Source organism: Streptomyces sp. NBRC 110611, assembly GCF_001590865.1.
Lineage (GTDB): Bacteria > Actinomycetota > Actinomycetes > Streptomycetales > Streptomycetaceae > Streptomyces.
In genome coordinates this window covers 271185-288366 of record NZ_BBUY01000004.1, presented here as the reverse complement: position 1 = coordinate 288366, position 17182 = coordinate 271185, and the positions used below count along the sequence as shown (strand labels likewise).

The window sequence follows — 17182 nt, the reverse complement described above, 5'->3', positions numbered from 1 at the left end:
AGGCAGCCCGATGAGCCGCAACATCCGTGTGGACGTGGCAGTGGTGGGCGATGGTCTGATCGGCATGTCGACCGCCCTTCATCTGCGTCGCAGGTATCTGTCCGTCGCGGTCATCGGTGGGACGACGCAGGGTCGCGCGTCCACCGCGGCCGCGGGCATGCTCACCCCGGCGTGCGAGTACGACCCCTGGATGCCGGAGGAGTTCTACGAGTTACTGCACGAGGGGCTCGACTACTACCCCCATTTCCTGTCCGCCTTCGGCTTCGCTCCCGAGTCGGTCGGATACCGCTCCACCGACTTCACGCTGCTGGACCTCGCGGAACGCCCGGAAAGCCTCCAGTCCCGCACGGAGTGGATGGACAAGTACGGCATCGAGAACAGGTGGCTCAGCGCCGCGGAGGTCTGCGACGTGGAGCCGCACCTGTCCCCCCGGGCCTTCCGCGGAGCCATCCGTATCAAGGGCGAGGCGGTGGTCAATCCGCGGGCCTTGCTCTCGGCGATGACGGAGTGGGTGTCCGAGGAGGGCAGTCAGATGCTCGGCGGTGGCCTGGCCGGGGTCGGTGACGACCAGGACCGGCTGCGCCTGACCACGGGCGAGGGGGACACGGTCGTCGCCGACCAGGTGGTCATCGCAGCGGGATCGTGGAGCGGGCAGGTGGGCCGCGCCTTCGGCCTGGACATCCCCGTCTGCCCGGTGAAGGGCCAGATCGTACGGCTGGCCGGCCCGCCCGGACTCCTGCGCAGCGTGGTGTTCATGCCCAGCGGTGGATGCGGGTCGATCGTCTCGCGGTCACCCGGCGAATACATCGTGGGCACGAGCGAGGAGTACCTGCGACCGGAGGCGGACAACACGGCCGGCGTGGTCGGCGCCGTCCTCGGCCGGCTGTGCGCCGTCGTCCCCGAGGCGGCGGAGTGGCGCATCGACGAGATGTGGAGCGGCTTCCGCCCCATGACCTCGGACGAACTGCCCATCCTCGCCCGGGCCGACGACCCCAGGATCGTGGTGGCGACGGGACATCACCGCAATGGGGTGCTGCTGACCCCTGTCACGGGCCGGCTCGTGGCGGCACTGGTCGACGACGAGGCCCCCGGTCTGAGCCTGGACCGCTTCCGCTACGGGCGTCCGCTGCGCCCGCACACCCGATTCGCCACCAAGTACTGAGGGGTCCGGAGGTTTCTGTGAGTTCCTTCACCATTCATGCAGCGCGGCCGTACGCGGACGAGACGACGGCCCTCCTCGACTGGAGCAGCAACCGCCTCGACGAGGTCGAGCACTGGGCCACCCGCCGCCAGGTGCGCATTCCGGGACCGATTCTGGCCGGCATCCGGCGCCGGTACGCCGAGGACGACGGCGGGGCACCGGCGCCGGCTCCTCCCCTCTGGGACCGGAAGCCGGACTCCGTGCCCGCGGGGCAGGTCGCCGAAGCCGCCCTGCTGGCCGCGCTCGAACGTGATCTGCTGATGTACGCGGCGTCCTTGGCCGAGGGGTGCATCGACGATCTGACCGTCACGACGATGCCGGGTATTCCCGCGGCGTTCTACGCTCCGGAGAGCCGCCGGCTGTTCCTGCCCGACTGGCTGGCGGAGACGGTGACCGACCGACTCTTCGCACCGACAGCGCTGTTTCCCGAGCCGCCGCCGGCCACTGTCTCCTGGCTGTTCTTCCAGAGCCTGGTCCTCACGCCGCCGTCCGAACCGACCGGTCCGGCGGCGCACGTCCTGGGTATCCGGGAGTCGGACTGAGGTCAGGCCCTCCTGGCCGGCCCGGGCGCCATGACTGCCCGGTGGCGGGATGCGCGGTGGCGCCCCCGTCGCCTCGCAACGTGGTCGCGGCGCCTTCCCCGACGCGCTGCGCCCCGGCGTGCTTCGCCCCGGCGCACTTCGCCCCGGCTCCTCTCCGCGGCTCCCGATCGCTCGGGCGTCGCGGAGAGGGGCCGGGGCGAAGCCGTCGTGTGCGGTGCCGAGGGGAGTCGCCGGTCAGCCGGGGAGGTGCAGGCCCGCCAGTTCGGCGACCTCGGCCAGCTCGTCGAGCAGTTCCAGGTCGAGGGGGTTGTTGATCTGCGCGTAACAGCGGCCGGCACCCGCGTCCCGGTAGCTGCGCAGGACCTCGGCCACGCGCTCCGGCGACCCCACGGCGCCGAAGCCGGCGATCTCCGTCGCGGGCTCACCGGTGTCCGCCACCCGTCGCGCCACCGTGGCCTGGTCGCTTCCGGGGCACAGGACGACCGACGCGGACACCGTGATCTCCCCGGGCTCGCGTCCGGCCTCCTCACTGGCCGCCGCCACCCGCCGGGCGGCCGCCCGTACCTGCTCGGGGGTGGTGAACGGAGCGTTGAACTCATCGGCGTACCGCGCCGCGAGACGGGGCGTCCACCGCTTTCCCAGACCGCCGACCAGGAGCGGCGGGTGCGGCGTCTGATACGGCCCGGGCAGCGCCGGACAACGATCGAGGCGGATATGCCGCCCCTGGTAGGAGACGTCCGCTCCAGGGTCGGCCGTCCACAGTCGCCGGATCACCTCCAGCGTCTCCTCGAGCCGGGAGAACCGCTCCGTGACGGAGGGAAAGGGGGTGCCGTACGCCTGGTGCTCGCGTTCGTACCAGGCCGCTCCCACCCCCAGTTCGAGACGGCCGCCGCTCATCGCGTCCACCTGGGCGGCCATCAACGCGAGGACGGGCGCGTGGTGGAACGTGACGGCGGACATCATCGAGCCCAGCCTGATGCGGTGCGTGTCCCGGGCCAGTCCGGCCAGCAGGGTCCAGGCGTGCAGTGGCCCGGGGCCAGGGGATCCGTCGCCGATGCGGACCAGGTGGTCGCTGGTCATGAGGGCCTCGAAGCCGAGGCTCTCGGCCCGTTGCGCGAAGGTGCTCACTGCGTCGTAGGTGGTGCCCTGCTGGGGTTCGACGAGCAGACGGAGCGTCATGACGTCCTTGCCTTTCCTCGTGGCGGGTCCGGGACGGTGGGTGGGTGGGTGCGGGCGGGCCGTGCCGTGCCAGGCCAGGCCAGGCCAGGCCAGGCCAGGGTCCCTCACCGGCACGTCCGGAGTCCGGCCGACTCGTGGGCAGCGGGAAGCCGGCGCTCGCGCAGTGCCTCCAGGCACCGCGCCGCGGCGTCCCCACCCCCGTAGCAGACGGTGCCCGGACGCCGCATCGCCTCGTACGCCTGGGGGTCGTCGAGCAGTCGGCCGACCTCTTTGACGATGAGCGCCGGATCGGTGCCCACCAGCCGGGCGCAGCCCGCGGCGACGCCCTCGGGGCGCTCCGTGCGGTCCCGCAGCACCAGCACGGGCGTCCCCAGCGTCGGTGCCTCTTCCTGCACCCCGCCGCTGTCGGTCAGGACCAGCACGGATCGGTGCATCAGCTTGATGAACTCGGAATAGCGCAGCGGCTCACAGAGCAACACCTGTGTGAGGGAGGAGAGGTGGGTCTGGAAAACCCGGCGGACTTCCGGATTGGGGTGGAGCGGGATGACGAAACGCAGCGCGGGCCGGGCGCGGCACAGTTCCGCCACGGCGGCGGCGACCCGGGCCATGGGGGTCCCCCAGGACTCCCTGCGGTGCATGGTCAAGAGGATGGTCGGGTGACCGTCGGCGAAAGCGCCGAGCTCGCGATTCATGGCGTCGTCGGGACGGTCCAACACGAGGTGCAGGGCGTCGATCACCGTGTTTCCGGTGACGTACACATCGTCGGAACGCACCCCTTCGGCGAGCAGGTTTCCCGCGGCGTCAGCGGTCGGGGCGAAGTGCAGATCGGCGAGTTGGGTGATCAGGCGCCGGTTGATCTCCTCGGGGAACGGCTCGAATCTCTCTCCGGTGCGCAGGCCGGCCTCGACATGGGCGACGGGGATGCGCTCGCATGCCGCGGCGTAAGCGGCGGCGAACGCGGTGGTGGTGTCTCCCTGTACCACGGCGATATCGACGAGTTCGTCGCGCAGCGGCTCCCCCAGTTCGTGGATGATGCGGCTCGCCATGGTGCTGAGCCGCTGGCCGGGACGCATGATGTCGAGGTTGTGCTGCGGGCGGAGGTCAAAGAGCTCGTTGATCTCGTCGAGCATGTCCCGGTGCTGGCCGGTGGTGATGACGACGGGCTCGAAGCCGGGGTCGGCGTCGAGCGCGAGCACCAGCGGCGCGAGTTTGATGGCTTCGGGGCGAGTTCCGTAAACGATCCCCACGCGCAGGGCCATGTGTTCCTTCTCTCGGGCGCCGAACAGCGAAGAACTGAACGGGGAAGTCGGTTCTCAGTTCACTGACTTCGACCTGAAAAGACCTGCCGACAATGCCCTTGGACTCCCCCGAAACGCGGCTGATTCCTCTTGACCAACAGGGCGAATCGAACGGGCAATGGGCGCGATACGGCGAATAGTTGCGCCGACCTGCGCCTGCCTTTTCCTGCCGTGGCAGGCAGGTTGCGATCTGGTGAGCCTTACACACCCGCAGTGTCCGGTCAACGAACTCCGGATGCCTCGATCCGTCGCCCTTGCGCGACGATCTGTTCGCTGTGCTAGCGTGCGGCGCAGTCCGGCTGGAGTACCCGAGTCGATATCAGTCGGCGAGCGATTTACGAACGGCACGTTCTTTCTCAAGTCTGTCACGACTGTCCGACCTGCACCCCGTATCCGTGTGTGTGCAGGAACCATCTCGGAAAAGGGAGATCGGGGGCCCGTGTGAACCATGCCATGCAAATCGTTCCGGCTGCCGGAGGCGATGCGCTTCTCTCGTTCGGCCGTCCTGTTTATGACGAACGCGAGGTTACGGCCGTCGTAGCCGCCCTCCGTTCCGGGGACTTGGCCACGGGGGCAATCACCAGGGAATTCGAGGCCGAATTCGCTGAAGCCTTCGGCTTTGCGCACGCACTCGCGGTGACGTCCGGCAGCACCGCGAATCTACTGGCCGTCGCGGCCATGCTCGAACTCGGCCGGGCCGAGCGGGGTGACCGGGTCGTCGTGTCCGGCGCGACCTTCGTCAGCGCGGTCAGTCCCGTGGTCCAACTCGGCCTGGTACCCGTGTTCGTCGATGTGGCCGCCGGTGACGTCAACGTCGACCTCGACCTGGTCGAGCAGGCCGTCATCGAACACGGCGCACGCGGCGTTCTGCTGCCGCACACCCTCGGTCAGGCGCTTCCCATGGACCGCCTCGCCGAGATCAAGCGGCGCCATGGCGTCTTCGTCATCGAGGACTGCTGCGAATCGCTGGGGGCCGCCGACGGGTCCACCCCGGTGGGCTCCGCCGCCGACGTGGCGACCTTCAGCTTCTACCCCGGCCATCACCTCACGATGGGCGAGGGCGGTGTGGCGGCCAGCCACGCCAAGGAGGTCGAGTCCGTTCTGCGCAGCCTCCGCATGTTCGGCCGCAACCCGGACTACCAACTCGGTCGCTTCGCATACCCAGTTGCCGACCGTCCGCTGGCTCCGGAAGAGCGGTATATCCACCTCAGGTTAGGGTACAACGCCAAAATCACCGACTTCCAGGCCGCGTTCGGCCGTGTGCAGCTCACGCGCCACGCGGAGCTCGCCCAGCAGCGGCGACGGCTGGCCGGGGAACTCTCCGTCGTTCTACGGGAGTTCGGGTGGACGGTGCTGGGAGACCCGGTCGCGCCGGGCGCCTCCCCCTTCGCGGTGGCGGTCCTCCTTCCGGAGGGCCTTCCGCTCACCCGCGCCGTCGACGTGTTCCTGGACCACGGCATCGACCCACGCGGCTTCCTCGGCGCCTCCCAGCCGCATCAGCCCTGCTTCGACGGTGTGACCACGGTCCTCCACGAGCCGTACGTCCACACGCCCACGCTGGCCAGGCGCGGGCTGCTGCTGGGCTGCCCGCCCGCGACCGACTGTGCCGCAGCCCTCAAGGCGCTGCGCGGAGCTCTGGAGGCGCTGTCGTGAAGATCCTGCTCGTGGCGGAGAAGTATCCCCCCATCGTCGGCGGCGGCGAGACACACCTCCACCAGCTCGCCGAGGGACTGGTGGCCCGTGGCCACGAAGTGACGGTGGCCACCGAAGCCGTCCCCGACGGCCCGGAGCGCCGGCTCTACCGCGAGGGGGCGGTACGCCTCCGCGAGCTCACCGGGCTGATGGACGCCTGCCAGCGGCTGGACGCCAAGGCGGCGGTGGCGAGCCTGCACTCCGTTTTCACCACCAGCGACGCCGACGTCATCCATGTCTTCAACTACGTGCCGGCGCTCCTGACCAGCTGGCTCCGGCCGACGATCCGCGCCAAGCTGGCCGTCTCGCTGTTCGAGACCCATATGCCGGGGCAGCGGGTCTTCGACCTCTGGGGCGACTACCCGCTGGAGCGTTCCCTGCAACGCGGGCTCGTCGACAACCTCCGGGCCGATGTGATGGTGTGCGGCTCCCAGGCGTACCGGCGCTGGGCACTCGACGCCGGCTTCCCGGACCGGGACATCCACGTCGTGGAGTTCGGCACCGACCTCGGACGGTTCCGTGACGACGGCGCCGCCCGCGCCCGATGGCGCACCCGGCACGGCGTCGCCGACGACGAGACGGTCTTTCTGATCCCCGCACGGCCTGTGCCACGCAAGTGCATCGAGGACGCGGTGACCGCGCTGGCCCAGCTGGTCACGAGGCATCCGCGGACCCGCCTGGTCCTGACCACCCCGACCGCGCGCACGCTCGACTCGTACGCCGAGAAGCTACGGGCCCTGGCGGACGAACTCGGCGTCGCGGACCGGGTGATCTGGGAACAGGGACTCTCCTGGCACGACATGCCGACGGTGTTCTCCGGCGCCGACGCGGTGGTACTGCCCTCCTCCCACGAGGGGTTCGGCATCGCCCTCGTGGAAGGGATGGCCGGCCGGCGTCCCGTGATCACCTCGGATGTCGAGGGCCACGACGAGGTCATCGACCACGGACGCACCGGGTTCCTTTACCCGGCGCGCGATGTCGCGTCACTGGTCCAGCACATGGAGCGGGTCGTCACCTCGGACCTGGAAGACCTCGTGACGGCCGCGCACGCCGAAGCGGAGCGCCGCTTCTCGTCCGCGGCGGTCGCCGCCGGGCACGAACGTGCCTACGAAGCCGCGTGTGCCCAGCGGTGACCGGCCGATACGCAGCGCATCAGTCAGCCCCCGAGACCGAAGAGCGGGATATGAGCTCACAACACGCCCTGGCCCAGCAGGTGCCGCAGGTACTCCCCGAACGCGCGGGCCAGTTGGCGGAGGAACTGTCCGCCTGGCTCCGAGGCGGCGGAACCCAGCAGTCCGACGGCGCCTACTGCGGATGGCGGGCGCCCGACGGCCGCCTTTCCTATCCGTATCCGGAAATCACCGGGTACATCCTGACCTTCTTCGCTCACGAGACGCTGGACGCGCCCGAGCGGCAGCGGGCGGACGCGGCAGCCTCGTGGCTGGCCGACCGTATCGACGCCGGAGACTACGCATGCCGCCCCGATCACGGCGACGGCGGAGTCTTCCTCTTCGACATCGGCATGATCACCCACGGTCTGCTGTCCTACGGCCGGCGCACCGGTGACCAGCGACTGCTCGCCTCGGGACGCACCGCGGCACAGTTCCTGCTCGGCCACCTGCCGGCCGACGGGCACCCCTCCCCCTTGACATCCGGGCAGCGGCCCGCCGGAGCCGAGCCGACATGGTCGAACTCCGGAAGTGCTCACCTGCTCAAGCTGCTGCAAGCGCTGGTCGGCGCGGACGACGCGGGCGTCCCCGGAGCTGCCGAAGCCGCCGGGCGACTGGTGGACGGCGTGCTCGCCGCACCCTGCCCACCCGCCGGGGCACCCGTCGTGACCTGCCCCGGCAGCGATCTGATCAGCCTGCACGCCGCGTGCTACGCCGCCGAGGGCCTGTGGGTCTGGGACACGGCCCGCCGCCGCCCGGAGGCCCGGGAACGCGCGGTCCGGATCACCGAGTGGGTGTGGCAACAGCAGCTCGCCGAGGGCGGTTTCACCACCTACGCCTACCGTGCGGGCGGCCCCGCCGCCGACCGGATGCAGTCCGATGTGCTGGCTCAGGCGATCCGCCTGGCCCGGCTGCTGGATCTGCGGCCCGACGGCTTCGACGCGGCGGTCTCGACGCTGACCAGCAGTCTCCACACAGGTGACGGCGAGGCGGCGGTCCTCTACTGGCCCCAGGCCGCGGAACCGCACCGCAACTGCTGGGCCTCCATGTTCGCCTGCCAGGCCCTGCGCCTGTGCGGCGGCAAGGCCGGTCTGGCCTGGCACGAACTGATCTAGTCGCGCCACTGCGAAAGGCTCACGATATGAGTGACTCGGTCCTGTTGTCGGCACGTCAGCCACTGCCGCCGATCGATTACAGCCATGCGGCGGGAGCGTGGATCCACACCGCCGACGGCGACCGTCTGCTGGACGCCGCCAGCGGCCTGGTGTGCGTCAACATCGGCCACGCCCACCCGCACGTGGTCGAACGGATCGCCCGCCAAGCACGCACCGCCACCTTCGCCTCCCCCGGATCCCTGCTCCCGTCCCTGCAGGAAGAGTTGGCCGTACGGCTGACGGAAGCCGTCAACCGGCCGGGGGACGGAGTCAGCCTCTCCTGCTCCGGAACCTCCGCGGTGGAGCTGGCCATCTCCTACGCCCGGCTCATCCAGCGCTCGCGCGGCCAGGACGGCAGGCATCGCATCCTCACCGCCCGGCTCGGCTACCACGGCAACAGCGCGCTGACCCTGGGACTCTCCGGACACCGCCGACGACGCCCGCACCCCGACGACGCCCTGGGCCTGGCGCCCGCTTTCGACCCGCCCTACCCGGGACACCACCACAACTGCCGCTACGACCGGTGCCGGGCCGACTGCGCCGACGCCGTGGTCGAGGCCATCGACCGCCTGGGGACCGAGTCCGTCGCGGCCGTGCTCATCGAACCGGTCAACGGCACGACGGGCGGTGCCCTCATCCCGCCTCCGGGCTACCTGGCGGCGCTGCGCCGGGCCTGCCACGACCTCGGTGTGCTGGTCATCCACGACGAGGTCCTGACCGGTCTGGGACGGACCGGCCTGCCGCTCGGCGCGGACCACTGCCCGGACGCCGCGGCGGACATCGTGGTGCTCTCCAAGGGCCTGTCCGCCGGATACGTGCCTCTGTCGGCGGTGCTCGTGAACCCCGCCGGCGTGGACCAACTCCTCAGCGCCCCCAGGCCGTTGCCCCTGATGGGCACCATGTCGGCGACTCCCCTTCAGGCCGCGGCGGGGCTCGCGGTACTCGACGTGCTCGGCGAGATGGGCGCGCTGGACCCCGCTCACGTCCGGGGCGAGGACGTCACCGCCGCCGTGCGGGCGGTGGAGGGACTGCCCGTGGTGCGGGAGACCCGCGGAGTGGGCTACTTCCACGCCCTGGAGCTGGAGCCGGGCACGCAGGCCGCCGCCCTCGCGGCCACCCGCGACGAGCGGCTGCTGCTGTACCCCTTCAACGGATTCCACGCCGACGGCACGGGCGAGGGACTGATCGTCGCTCCCCCGCTGAACTCCTCCCCGTCCGAAGTCGACTTCCTGGCACACGGCCTGCGCCGTTCCCTGGAGCGGGTGTCCGCCCGTTCCGAAGTCCGTTCCCACCGCTGAAAGGCACCATCGTGATGTCACCCACGACCACGCACTGGGCGGGACGCCCGGTGCTCGTCACGGGAGCCGACGGATTCATCGGTTCACACCTCACCGAAACCCTGGTGAGCCGCGGGGCCAGAGTCACCGCGGTCGTCCGGCGCGCCTCGGCCGCGCAGGTGACGAACCGGCTCCGCAACCTCCCCGCCGCGACCGTCGCCGCCCTGGAGCAGCTGGTGCACGTGGACCTCGCGGGGCCTTCGGCGGTCGACGTGCTCAGCCGGGTGACCGCCGACACCTGGTTCCACCTGGCCGCGGACGCCTACGTACCGGCATCGCTGGACCAGCCGGCCGATGTGGTGCGTACCAATGTGACGTCCACGCTCAACGTCCTGCAGGCAGCCCAGTCGAGGCAGCCCGCGCACCTCCTGGTGACGAGTTCGAGTGAGGTCTACGGCACGCAGAAGGACGCGATCACCGAGGGGCATCCGCTGGAACCGGCCACGCCCTACGCGGCGTCCAAGGTGGCCTGCGACCGCCTGGCCTGGTCCTGGCACCACACCTACGGGCTGCCGCTCACCATCGTCCGGCCGTTCAACTGCTACGGGCCCCGCCACGTCTATGACGCGGTGCCGCTCTTCCTGGCCAAGGCGCTGCGCGGCGAGCCGATCACCATCAACGGCAGCGGTGAGCAGACGCGGGACCTCACCTTCGTGGCGGACACCGTCGCGGGGTTCCTGGCCCTGGCGGAGCTGCCGGCTGCGGGCGAGGCGTACAACATCGGCACCGGCACGGACCACCGCATCATCGACGTGGCCCGCGCCATCGTGGAACTGACCGGCTCACGCAGCGACATCGTGCACGGTCCGGCACGCTCCGGCGAAGTGCTCAAGCTGCAGGCCGACCCCGCGAAGCTCACCCAGGCCACCGGCTGGCGTGCCGAGTACGACCTCACCACGGGCCTGGCGGCCAACCTGGATTGGATGCGGAAGCACCTGGAGGCGGTATGGCCGACACGATCCTGATGGACGCCGGCGGCGTTCTCTTCAACAACGTCACCGAAGAGACGGACTTCCTGGTGCGCCTGGCCGACCGCCACGGCGCCGACCCGCACCGGCTGCGGAGCGAGATCGACGCCCGTGACGCCGCATACGAGACCGGGCGCGCCCATGTCCACGATGTCCTGCGGGACGCCCTCGCCGCCGCCGGGGCCCCGGCCGACGTCGCGGTGGACGCCCGGTGGCTGGACGACCTGTACGGGGACTGCCTGGCCGTCCACCCCGGGGCGTTCACGGCCATCGACGCCATCCGGCGGCACCGCCCGGACGTGCTGCTGGTACTGACGAACAACGAGGCCGCCCACTGGGACCGGGTCAAGGACGACCGGTATGGTCACCTCGGGCGCTTCGATGTCATCGCCTCGTCATGGCAGGTGCGCGAGGTCAAGCCCGCACGGGCGTTCTTCGAGGCCGTCGCCCTGCGGTGCGGCCGCCCCCTCGACGGCGCCGTTCTGCTGGACGACAACCCGGAAGTGCTCGCCGAGGCCGGCCGCCAGGGCCTGCGCACGCTGCACGTCGAGTCGCCCAGTACCCTGCCCGAGGCGGTGGCCAGCCTCCTCGATTTCCCCCTTACCGTGGCCGATACGAAGGACCGGACATGAACGAGCCCTCCCCCGAAGACATCCCGGCCGCGCAGGTCACGCCCCTCCTGCCGGAACAGCGCCGGTTCCTCACCCGCAACCTCCCGGGCGAGCACCACTGGAACCAGGTGGCGCTGCTCAAGGCCCCGCCGGAGCTGACCGCGCAGCACGTCCGGGAGGCCGTCCGGGCGGTCGTCAACCTCCACGACGGGCTCCGGCTGTGTCTCTTAGGCAACGAGCGCGGGCCGGCCGGCTTTCAGGGGCTGCCACTGGACGAGCTGCCGGTCGAGACCTTCGACCTCCGGGACCGGGACGCCGCGGCCGCCGAGGAGGCGATCACCCGCGAGTGCACCCGGATCCAGGGATCGATGCGCATGCACCAGTCCCCGCTCGTCCGGCTGGCGTACTTCACTCTGGCCGATGACGAACGGCGGGTTCTGCTGGTCGTCCACCACTTCGTATGTGACGGGCTCTCGTTCGGGATCGTCCTCGCCGACCTCGAACGCGCCTGCCGGGCCCTGCTGGTCTCCCGTCCCGTGTCCCTCGTCCCGCCGAACACCACCAGCGCGGACTACGCACGGTGGCTCACGGAACGCGCCGCCGAGCCCCAGCTGCGCGAACAGCTGCCGCTCTGGCTGGACTTGGGACGTCCCGCCGAGCCCGTTCCCCTGGACCGGGACAAGGAGAACACCATGGCGACCACGGACACCGTGGCCGCGCGACTGAGCCGCGCCGACACCGCCCGGCTCATGGACGAGGTACTGCCGGGCACCGGGCTGGGCATGGTCGATGTCTTTCTCACCGCCGCGATCCCCACCCTGCAGGGCGAGGGCGGGCGCCGCGGAGTGCGCTCCAACCTCATCGGCCACGGTCGCCGGGGCCTGCCGGGCCAGCCCAACGTGTCCCGCACGGTGAGCTGGCTCTCCACCCGCTACCCCGTCTCCGTCGAGGTGGACACGTCCGAGAGCTTCGCCGCACAGCTCCGGACGGTGTCCGGCCGGCTGGCCGGCATCCCCATGGACGGGGCCGGTTACGGCATCCTCGCCCACCTGGGGGACGAGGCGACGCGCGAGGCGCTCGCCGCCCAGGGCGAACCCGACATCACCGTCAACTACCTGGGCAAAACAAGCGGCGGCTCCGCCGCCAAGATGCTGCCCCGGGCCGCGGAGGACCCCGGACCCGACGAGACGGAGACCGGCCTGCGCGAGCATGTGCACGGCATCGACGTGGAGATCACCGACGGGGAGTTGCAGGTCGTCTGGTACTACAGCACCAACCAGTTCGACCGTGCGACGGTCGAGGGCTACGCCTCCGAGCTGCTCCACCGGGTCCGAGGCGGGCTGCTGCGATGACGACCGCCCTCGACCCGACGGAGAATCTGGCAGCGCTCCAGGCACGGACGCTGTTCGTGATCCGGGACGGCAGGCTCACCGCGATCAACGACGTCGGCCGCCCCGCCCCGCCCCGGTGCTTCCTCTCGTACACGGCCTCCGCCGTGGAGGCGTGGACCAGCACCGCCGTGCCGGCGGATCTCGCCGACGAGCTGCACCGCTGGGCCGCGGCCCAGCCGCCGGCCGCTCTGGCCGAGGTCGTCGGCCCGCCGGCCGAGGTGGCCCGGCTGCTGGCGCGGCACGCCCCGGTGACGCGGAGCTTCGTGGGCCCGGCCTTCGTCGTCCCCGAGTCCGCCGACACGCCGGCCGTGCCGGGCATCGTCCTGCGGGACTGCGGTCCGTCGACGGCGTCCCTGTTCCGCGAGACCTTTCCCGAGGTGGCCGACTCGCTCACCGAACGGCAGCCGACCGTCGCGGCGTTCGACGGCGACCGGGTGGTCGCCGTCTGCTGCGCGGCCCGCAACAGCGGCACGGCCTATGAGGCGGGTACGGAGACGCTGCCGGGCCACCGCGGTCGCGGCCTCGCCCCGGCGCTGGTGACCCGCTGGGCCCGGCTGGTGCGGGCACGCGGCGGCGCCAGGCCGCTCTACAGCACCGAATGGGACAACCTCGCGTCGCTGTCCGTGGCGAGGCGGCTGGGCATGGACCAGTACGCCGTCAACGTCAACCTCTACTGACGTTCCTGACCACCACTGACCTGCCGCCGGCCGCGCACCCCGTGGACGAGGCCGGCGGCGGAAAGGCCGCAACCCGGTGTCGGAAAACGAGAACGCCCGAGATCTGCTGCGTCGTGCCCGGGAAGCCGTCCGGGACAACGCTCACACCACACTGCGACAGCTCGTCGGCGCACTGGTCGACAGGGGTAACACCGGCGAGATCCTCTCCCTCGGCCGCATCCTCGACGCGGGGGAGCCGCTTCCCGGCGCGCCCCGCGTCAGGGTGGCGCTGATCGGCAGTTTCACCGCCGACCTCCTCGGCAGGGTCCTGCGCGTCGCCTTGCGCCGGTGCGGGATCGAGGCCGTGGTGGACGTCTACGGCATCGGCCAGTACGGCAGCCTCGCCACGAATCCGGACAGCGCTCTCTACCGCAGCGACCCCGACTTCGTCGTGCTCGCGGTGCACCACGACGAACTGGGCCTGCCCGATCACTCCACCGATCCGGAGAAGGACGTCGAGGCCGAGGTCCGGCGCTGGCGCTCACTGTGGCGGACCATCCGGTCCAACAGCCGTGCGCGCGTGGTGCATTGGCTCTTCGCGCTGCCCGACGACCTGGTGGTCAGCGCCCTGGATGTGCGGCTGCCCGGCTCTCGGTACAGCATGGCGGTCCGCGTCAACACCTTGCTGGCGGAAGCAGCCGGCAAGGACGTCCTGGCCGTGGACTGCGACCGGTTGGCGGGAGTGGCCGGAAAACTCGTCTGGTTCGACGACCGGTCCTGGCGCATGGCGAAGCAGCCCCTCGCGTCCGACGTGCTGCCGCTCCCGGCCCGGGAGACCGCCGGTTTGATCGCGGCGGACCTGGGCCGGTCCAAGAAGTGCCTGGTCCTGGACCTGGACAACACCCTGTGGGGCGGGGTGATCGGCGAGGCGGGGATACCCGGCATCGTCCTGGGCGGTGACGCGGGCGAGGGGTTCGTCCGCTTTCAGCGGTACGTCCGCGCGCTCAAGGAACGCGGGATCATTCTCGCCGTCTGCTCCAAGAACAACCCCGCGGACGCGAAGTCCCCCTTCCAGGAACACCCGGACATGCTGCTGCGACTCTCCGACATCAGCTCCTTCAGCGCGTCCTGGGAGCCCAAACCCGAACAGCTGCGCCGCATCGCCGAACACCTCGGCATCGGCCTCGACTCCCTGATCCTGGTCGACGACGACCCGGTGGAGCGCGCCCAGGTCCGCGCCCTGCTTCCCGAAGTCGAGGTGATCGACCTCCCGGAGAGCTCCTGGGAGTACGTCCGGACCGTGCGTGCCCACCCCCTCCTGCAGCAGGCCTGGGCGACCGAGGAGGACGCGGCCCGCGCGGCTTCGTACCAGGCCCGGGCCCGGGCCAAGCAGTACGAGGAGGAGAGCGAGACCCTGGAGGACTTCTACCGCGGCCTGGAGATGTCCGCCCGGTTCGCTCCGGTGGACGCGGGCACGCTCCCGCGCGTGGCGCAGATGGTCGTCAAGACGAATCAGTTCAACGTCCTGAGCCGTCGCCACTCGGCGGCCGAGCTGGCCGGACTCGTCGCCGAGCCGGGAGCCCTCCACTTCACCGCCCGGCTGCGCGACCGGTTCACCGATCACGGGGTGGTCGGATTCTTCCTGGCACGGACGCACGGCGACACCGCCGAGGTGGACTCCTGGCTGCTGAGCTGCCGCGTCATCGGCCGTGACCTGGAGCAGTCGATGTTCGGCGTCTTCGCCCGCGAGGCCGCGGCGACGGGGGTGCGACAACTGGTCGGGGAGTACACCCCGACGCAGAAGAACCACATGGTGGCCGATCTGTACGAGCGGCTCGGGTTCAGGCTGGTGCGGGAGGCACCGGACGGTGTCACGCGCTGGCAGTACGACCTGGCCCAGCAGGGTCTCCCTGCGCTCAGTCCGTTCATCGAGGAGGAGAGCTGATGTCCATGACGCACGACGAGCTGGTCACCGTCATCGCACAAGAGGTCGAGGACCTGCGCTTCGGCGAGATCCCCGCCGGAGACATCACGGAGGAGACGCTGCTCTGGTCCGTCGCCGCGGACACCAAGAGCCTGGGGCTGGAGTCCCTGGAACTCTTCGAGTTGGTCTACCGGGTGGAGACGCGCACCCAGCTGACGTTCCCCGACAATTTCGAACTGGTCTCCATCACCTCGGTGGGAGACTTCGCTCGGCGCCTGCTGCCGTCGTGACGGCGGGACCGACCCTCAGAAGTTCACGGTGGAGACGACGTACACCACGGGATGCCCCGGTTCGTCGTAGCTGACCATGATCTGCTGGGCGGGCCGCGGCGCCTGGCTCCGGGTCGCCGTGCCGGCCCAGGGCTGGTCGGTGCCGAAGTCCCAGCCGACCTTCGCCGCGTCGCCGGGCGCGATCGTCTGCCGGCCCTTCACCAGGCCGGCGGTGCTGGTACCGACCGCCTTGAGGTAGTGCGCCAGGCCCCAGGTGTTCGTCCTGAACTGGACGAACAGCGAACTGCTCTGCCAGGAGTTGGTCTCGTAGTAGTAGACGGGGGTGGAGCCGATGGGGACCGGGACGTTGTAGATCCGCTGCTGGACCTTGGAGGGGAACGCGTTGGTCAGGCCGGTGGCCGCGGCCTCGGCCTCCTTCCCGGCGCCGCTGTCGCGGCTCTGCTCCGCGGAGATGACGATGTAGCCGGCCGGGATCGCGATCAGCAGGAAGACGATCAGCGCGGTCAGCAGGGGCCGGCGGCGCTTGGTGCGGGCCGGCGGGGCGGGACGGCGGTCGTCGGGCATGGGGTGCGCTTCGGTGTCGGTCATCGGCGGCCGGCCCGTTCATAGCGCTCGTAGCGCTCGACACGGCGGCGGTTGGCGCGGCGGAAGCGGCGGGCCACCAGCCGGGCCAGGTCGGCGGCGCCCACCATGCCGGCTTCGGGGCCCAGCTGGGCCTTGGCGATGGTGGCTTCGGGGCGGTAGCCACGGCCCGTGAGGTGGCGCCGGAAGGCGTCCCGGGCCGGGCCGATCAGCAGGTCGTCGGCGGCGCTGACCCCGCCGCCGATGACGAAGCAGGACGGGTCGAGCGCGGCGGCGAGGTTGGCGATGCCGACGCCGAGCCACTGGCCGATGTCCTGGAGGAGCTCGACGCACATCGCGTCGCCCTCCCGGGCCAGCTCGGTGATCAGCGGCCCGGTGATGTCGCCGATGCGGCCGCCGACCCGTTCGATGATGTTGTACGCGACCGGGGAGTCCGCGGCGGCCAGCTCCCGGGCCTCGCGGACCAGGGCGTTGCCGGAGCTGTACTGCTCCCAGCAGCCGCGGTTGCCGCACGGGCAGCGATGTCCGCCGGGCACGACCTGCATATGGCCGAATTCGCCGGCCACTCCGTACTTGCCGCGCTTGACGGCGCCGTCCTCCAGGATCGCGCCGCCGATCCCCGTGCCGAGGGTGATCATGACGAGGTGGTCCTCGCCGCGTCCGGCGCCGAACCGCCACTCCGCCCAGGCGGCGGTGTTGGCGTCGTTGTCGACCATGACGGGGACCGCGAGGCGGCCCGCCAGGCGGTCCCGCAGCGGCTCGTTGCGCCAGTTCAGGTGCGGGGCGAAGAGGACGTTGCTGCGGTCCGCGTCGACCCAGCCGGCCGCGCCGATGCCGACGGCGTGGACGTCGTGCCGGTCGGAGAGGTCGAGCACCAGCTCGGTGATGGTGTCCTCGACGACCTTGGGGCTCTTGGACTTGTCCGGCGTCTCGGTGCGGACCTTCTCCAGGATGGTGCCGTCGGCGTCGACCACACCGGCCATGACCTTGGTACCGCCGATGTCGATGCCCACCGTGGGCACCCGGGGGGCGGTCAGATGCGAGCGCCGCTCGCGGGTACCGACCGTGCGCAGCACGGTGGCCCGGGCGGAGCCCCGGTGCACCCGGTCCCGGTACATGCTCATCGGCCCACCTCTTCGCCGTTCATGTGGCGGCTGCGTGCTCGCAAGAGTCGTCTCGTCCCTGCGG

At 70.9% G+C, this 17182-nt stretch carries 16 protein-coding genes; 12 read left to right on the top strand and 4 right to left on the bottom strand.

What is annotated here, in order from left to right; all coding sequences use genetic code 11:
* The first annotated feature begins 10 nt into the window (after positions 1 to 10).
* Both AZE13_RS12150 and AZE13_RS12145 read left to right on the top strand, forming a co-directional pair.
* Positions 11 to 1162, top strand: a complete 1152-nt coding sequence (locus AZE13_RS12150; protein ID WP_066930033.1) for an NAD(P)/FAD-dependent oxidoreductase — start codon at positions 11 to 13, stop codon at positions 1160 to 1162.
* Positions 1163 to 1179: 17 nt separating this feature from the next.
* Positions 1180 to 1743, top strand: coding sequence for a hypothetical protein (locus AZE13_RS12145; protein WP_066930031.1), 564 nt, complete (start codon positions 1180 to 1182; stop codon positions 1741 to 1743).
* Between the two features lie 234 nt (positions 1744 to 1977).
* Here the strand turns inward: AZE13_RS12145 and AZE13_RS12140 are convergent, their stop codons facing one another.
* Together AZE13_RS12140 and wecB are read right to left on the bottom strand one after the other, a co-directional pair.
* Positions 1978 to 2922: a TIGR03560 family F420-dependent LLM class oxidoreductase gene (locus tag AZE13_RS12140; RefSeq protein ID WP_066930029.1), complete on the bottom strand. Its 945-nt coding sequence runs from the start codon at positions 2920 to 2922 to the stop codon at positions 1978 to 1980.
* 104 nt (positions 2923 to 3026) lie between these two features.
* On the bottom strand, positions 3027 to 4181 hold the full coding sequence (gene wecB / locus AZE13_RS12135) for a non-hydrolyzing UDP-N-acetylglucosamine 2-epimerase (protein WP_066930027.1): 1155 nt from the start codon (positions 4179 to 4181) through the stop codon (positions 3027 to 3029).
* A 492-nt stretch (positions 4182 to 4673) separates the two neighbouring features.
* Here wecB and AZE13_RS12130 point away from each other — a divergent pair, with 492 nt between their 5' ends.
* The 10 genes from AZE13_RS12130 to AZE13_RS12085 all read left to right on the top strand — a co-directional run bounded on the left by AZE13_RS12130 (position 4674) and on the right by AZE13_RS12085 (position 15412).
* Positions 4674 to 5873 (top strand): DegT/DnrJ/EryC1/StrS family aminotransferase, encoded by a 1200-nt coding sequence (locus AZE13_RS12130; protein WP_147264647.1) that lies wholly within the window; start codon positions 4674 to 4676, stop codon positions 5871 to 5873.
* Positions 5870 to 7045 (top strand): glycosyltransferase family 4 protein, encoded by a 1176-nt coding sequence (locus AZE13_RS12125; RefSeq protein ID WP_066930023.1) that lies wholly within the window; start codon positions 5870 to 5872, stop codon positions 7043 to 7045. Before AZE13_RS12130 ends, AZE13_RS12125 begins: the two co-directional genes overlap by 4 nt.
* A 50-nt stretch (positions 7046 to 7095) precedes the next feature.
* Positions 7096 to 8196 carry a hypothetical protein gene (locus AZE13_RS12120; protein ID WP_066930021.1) on the top strand — a complete coding sequence of 367 codons (1101 nt, stop codon included), beginning with the start codon at positions 7096 to 7098 and terminating at the stop codon, positions 8194 to 8196.
* A 26-nt stretch (positions 8197 to 8222) separates the two neighbouring features.
* Positions 8223 to 9533: an aminotransferase class III-fold pyridoxal phosphate-dependent enzyme gene (locus AZE13_RS12115; protein WP_066930019.1), complete on the top strand. Its 1311-nt coding sequence runs from the start codon at positions 8223 to 8225 to the stop codon at positions 9531 to 9533.
* A gap of 14 nt (positions 9534 to 9547) precedes the next feature.
* The gene (locus AZE13_RS12110; protein WP_066930017.1) at positions 9548 to 10537 is read left to right on the top strand and encodes a dTDP-glucose 4,6-dehydratase; all 990 of its coding nucleotides are present in this window, start codon (positions 9548 to 9550) and stop codon (positions 10535 to 10537) included.
* Complete coding sequence (locus AZE13_RS36855; RefSeq protein ID WP_066930015.1) at positions 10519 to 11172, top strand: HAD family hydrolase; 654 nt, start codon at positions 10519 to 10521, stop codon at positions 11170 to 11172. The genes AZE13_RS12110 and AZE13_RS36855 overlap by 19 nt, the downstream gene beginning before the upstream one ends.
* Positions 11169 to 12503 carry a condensation domain-containing protein gene (locus tag AZE13_RS12100; protein ID WP_066930013.1) on the top strand — a complete coding sequence of 445 codons (1335 nt, stop codon included), beginning with the start codon at positions 11169 to 11171 and terminating at the stop codon, positions 12501 to 12503. Before AZE13_RS36855 ends, AZE13_RS12100 begins: the two co-directional genes overlap by 4 nt.
* Positions 12500 to 13219: a GNAT family N-acetyltransferase gene (locus AZE13_RS12095; protein ID WP_066930011.1), complete on the top strand. Its 720-nt coding sequence runs from the start codon at positions 12500 to 12502 to the stop codon at positions 13217 to 13219. The genes AZE13_RS12100 and AZE13_RS12095 overlap by 4 nt, the downstream gene beginning before the upstream one ends.
* 76 nt (positions 13220 to 13295) lie before the next feature.
* On the top strand, positions 13296 to 15143 hold the full coding sequence (locus tag AZE13_RS12090; RefSeq protein ID WP_066930009.1) for an HAD-IIIC family phosphatase: 1848 nt from the start codon (positions 13296 to 13298) through the stop codon (positions 15141 to 15143).
* Positions 15143 to 15412: a hypothetical protein gene (locus tag AZE13_RS12085; protein WP_066930007.1), complete on the top strand. Its 270-nt coding sequence runs from the start codon at positions 15143 to 15145 to the stop codon at positions 15410 to 15412. Before AZE13_RS12090 ends, AZE13_RS12085 begins: the two co-directional genes overlap by 1 nt.
* A 15-nt stretch (positions 15413 to 15427) precedes the next feature.
* On the opposite strand, the gene AZE13_RS12080 is transcribed toward AZE13_RS12085, so the two are convergent.
* A complete protein-coding gene (locus AZE13_RS12080) occupies positions 15428 to 16000 on the bottom strand; it encodes a hypothetical protein (RefSeq protein ID WP_066930005.1) in 573 nt (190 codons plus the stop codon).
* Entirely contained in the window at positions 15997 to 17118 is a 1122-nt protein-coding gene (locus tag AZE13_RS12075) for an ROK family glucokinase (protein WP_066930003.1), read from the bottom strand. Before AZE13_RS12075 ends, AZE13_RS12080 begins: the two co-directional genes overlap by 4 nt.
* Positions 17119 to 17182: the final 64 nt, after the last annotated feature.

Coding starts and splice junctions, on each gene's coding strand:
- AZE13_RS36855 (WP_066930015.1), top strand. CDS start 10,519: ATGGCCGACACGATCCTGATGGACGCCGGCGGCGTTCTCTTCAACAAC.
- wecB (WP_066930027.1), bottom strand. CDS start 4,181: ATGGCCCTGCGCGTGGGGATCGTTTACGGAACTCGCCCCGAAGCCATC.
- AZE13_RS12085 (WP_066930007.1), top strand. CDS start 15,143: ATGTCCATGACGCACGACGAGCTGGTCACCGTCATCGCACAAGAGGTC.
- AZE13_RS12110 (WP_066930017.1), top strand. CDS start 9,548: ATGTCACCCACGACCACGCACTGGGCGGGACGCCCGGTGCTCGTCACG.
- AZE13_RS12100 (WP_066930013.1), top strand. CDS start 11,169: ATGAACGAGCCCTCCCCCGAAGACATCCCGGCCGCGCAGGTCACGCCC.
- AZE13_RS12130 (WP_147264647.1), top strand. CDS start 4,674: ATGCAAATCGTTCCGGCTGCCGGAGGCGATGCGCTTCTCTCGTTCGGC.
- AZE13_RS12115 (WP_066930019.1), top strand. CDS start 8,223: ATGAGTGACTCGGTCCTGTTGTCGGCACGTCAGCCACTGCCGCCGATC.
- AZE13_RS12140 (WP_066930029.1), bottom strand. CDS start 2,922: ATGACGCTCCGTCTGCTCGTCGAACCCCAGCAGGGCACCACCTACGAC.
- AZE13_RS12120 (WP_066930021.1), top strand. CDS start 7,096: ATGAGCTCACAACACGCCCTGGCCCAGCAGGTGCCGCAGGTACTCCCC.
- AZE13_RS12095 (WP_066930011.1), top strand. CDS start 12,500: ATGACGACCGCCCTCGACCCGACGGAGAATCTGGCAGCGCTCCAGGCA.
- AZE13_RS12080 (WP_066930005.1), bottom strand. CDS start 16,000: ATGACCGACACCGAAGCGCACCCCATGCCCGACGACCGCCGTCCCGCC.
- AZE13_RS12150 (WP_066930033.1), top strand. CDS start 11: ATGAGCCGCAACATCCGTGTGGACGTGGCAGTGGTGGGCGATGGTCTG.
- AZE13_RS12075 (WP_066930003.1), bottom strand. CDS start 17,118: ATGAGCATGTACCGGGACCGGGTGCACCGGGGCTCCGCCCGGGCCACC.